Genomic DNA, 2,878 nt, shown 5'->3' on the forward strand with positions numbered 1-2,878 from the left:
ACGGAGCCCATCGTGCGCGTCATCGCCGAGGCGCCGACGTTGGACGCGGCACGTGAACTCATTGCGCAGGCGCGAGCTCCCCTCGCGGCGCTCGTCTGAGCCAGCCGGCTCGTTCCCAGACCTGAACGCTTATGTGTGGAATCGTAGGATACGTTGGTGACCGGGTCGCCACGCCGATGCTCATCGAGGGGCTCAAGCGCCTCGAGTATCGCGGCTACGACTCGGCCGGCGTGGCCATTATGAACGGTAAGGGCGTGGAGACCCGTCGGGCGGCCGGCAAGATTGCCCGTCTCGAATCGGTGATCGCTGCCAATCCGCCGCAGGGCACGCTGGGCATCGCCCATACGCGCTGGGCCACGCACGGGCCGCCGAACGAAACGAACGCCCACCCGCATCTGAGCCAGAACGGCAAGATTGCCGTGGTGCACAACGGCATCATCGAGAACGCCACCACGTTGAAGGCGGGGCTCGAGGCGCGCGGATACGTGTTCAAGTCGGACACCGACACCGAAGTCCTCGCCCACCTCATCGAAACGGCCTACGCCGGCAACCTCGAGGCGGCGGTGATCGAGGCCCTCAGTCAGGTGGATGGTACGTACGGCCTTGCCGTCATCAGCAGCGACGAGAAGGACAAGGTGGTGGCCGCCCGCAAGGGGAGCCCACTCCTCATCGGTATCGGTGAGGGCGAGAACTTCATCGCGTCCGACGCGTCGGCCATTCTCTCGCACACCCGCCATGTGGTGTACCTCGACGACGGCGACATTGCCGTAGTGACGAAGGACGGCTACAAGGTCCTCGACCTCGAGTCCACGGTGCACGAGAAGCCCGTGACCCGCATCGACTGGGACTTGGCGCAGATCGAGCGTGGGGGCTATCCGCACTTCATGCTCAAGGAAATCTTCGAGCAGCCCACGACGGTGGAGAACACCATGCGCGGGCGTCTCATCCTCGAGGAAGGCTTCTCCAAGCTGGGCGGCCTCAATATCTCGAAGGACGATCTGCTCGCGATCGACAACATCATCATCACGGCCTGCGGCACCAGCTGGCACTCGGCGCTCATCGGCGAGATGATGATCGAGGAGCTGTGCCGGATTCCCGTGGAAGTGGAGTACGCGTCGGAGTTCCGCTACCGCAATCCCATCGTCACGCCGCGCACGCTGTGCATCGTGATCTCCCAGTCGGGCGAAACGGCGGATACGCTGGCAGCCATGCGTGAAGCCAAGCGCCGCGGCGCCCGCACGCTCGGCCTCGTGAACGTGGTGGGGAGCACCATCGCCCGCGAAGACGACGGCGGGATCTATCTGCACGCCGGCCCGGAAATCGGCGTGGCGAGCACGAAGGCGTTCACGAGTCAGGTGGTCGCGCTCGCGCTGTTCACGCTCAAGCTCGCCCGTCTGCGTGACCTCAGTGTGGCGCGCGGTCGCGAAATCGCGCAGGCGCTCGCTGATCTGCCGGCCCAAATCCAGAGCATTCTCGACCGTGCCGAGGAAATCGAAGCGCTGGCCGAGGAGTTCAAGCGGGCGTCGAATTTCCTGTATCTCGGGCGTGGCTACAACTTCCCGGCCGCGCTCGAGGGCGCGCTCAAGCTCAAGGAAATCTCGTACATCCACGCCGAGGGGTATCCCGCGGCCGAGATGAAGCACGGCCCCATCGCGCTCATCGACGAGATGATGCCGGTGGTGTGCATCGCGCCGCACGACTCGGTGTTCGACAAGATCACGTCGAACATCCAGGAGGTGAAGGCGCGCAAGGGCAAGGTTATCGCCATCACGACGCGCGACGAACCGAGCCTCGCCGGGAAGCTCGACTACGAGTTCCGTATCCCCGAAACGGTGGATCTGCTCACGCCGATTCTGGCGAGTGTGCCACTGCAGCTGCTGGCCTACTACATCGCCGTGAAGCGGGGGTGCAACGTGGACCAGCCTCGTAACCTGGCGAAGTCGGTGACGGTGGAGTAACCGGACGGGAACCCGCCGGGAACGCTGGCGCGAAACGCGTACACACGGAGCTCACCGAGAGTGGTGAGGACACCGAGAACTGCAAATGATGGATAGGAAAGGGGGAGGGCCGAGAATGGCTCTTCCCCTTTTGTTTTGATCGGACTCGGTGTCCTCACCCTCCTCGGTGAGCTCCGTGTGGTCGCGTCTCCGCCTCCTCCTGATGGCCGGCCTTCGTCGCTATCTTTCGAGGATGTCCGAAAGCACGCCCGAACTCGCCACGCCAGAATCGGCCCCGGTCGACCACTCCCGCCTCGAGCAGGAGATCGCCCGTCGCCGCACGTTTGCGATCATTTCGCACCCCGACGCCGGCAAGACCACGCTCACCGAAAAGCTGCTGCTGTACGGTGGCGCCATCCATCTCGCCGGCTCGGTGAAGGCCCGTCGGGCCTCACGGCACGCGACGTCCGACTGGATGAAGCTCGAGCAGGAGCGCGGTATCTCGGTGACCAGCTCGGTGCTGCAGTTCGAATTCCTCGGCTATCAGCTCAACCTGCTCGACACGCCAGGGCACGAGGACTTCTCCGAAGACACCTACCGCACGCTCGTCGCCGCCGACAGCGCCATCATGCTGCTCGACAACCGTCGCGGCGTGGAAGAGCGCACCCGGCAGCTGTTCGACGTCTGCAAGCTCAAGCGGACGCCGATCTTCACGCTCGTGAACAAGTGCGACCGGCACGGGGAGGATCCACTCAAGCTCATTCAGGACGTCGAAGCTGATCTGGGCATCGACTGCTACGCGGCCACTTGGCCGGTGTTCGAGAACGACGTGTTCGTGGGCGTGTACGATCGCCTGAAGCGCGAGGTGCACCTGTTCGAACGCAGCGGTGACCGCGGTGCCACGCGCGCCGATGACACCATCGTGAGCATCGACGATCCCA

2 protein-coding genes are annotated in these 2,878 nt (G+C 64.4%); both read left to right on the forward strand.

The genetic code is table 11. From position 1 onward, the window contains the following. Window positions 1-131: 131 nt before the first annotated feature. Window positions 132-1,958, forward strand: coding sequence for a glutamine--fructose-6-phosphate transaminase (isomerizing) (gene glmS / locus ACIQ6O_RS15705; RefSeq protein ID WP_396208718.1), 1,827 nt, complete (start codon window positions 132-134; stop codon window positions 1,956-1,958). A gap of 232 nt (window positions 1,959-2,190) precedes the next feature. Beyond that, on the forward strand, window positions 2,191-2,878 hold a 688-nt coding region (locus ACIQ6O_RS15710), incomplete at its 3' end, for a GTP-binding protein (RefSeq protein ID WP_396208719.1).

The organism is Gemmatimonas sp. (genome assembly GCF_044345575.1).
Lineage (GTDB): Bacteria > Gemmatimonadota > Gemmatimonadetes > Gemmatimonadales > Gemmatimonadaceae > Gemmatimonas.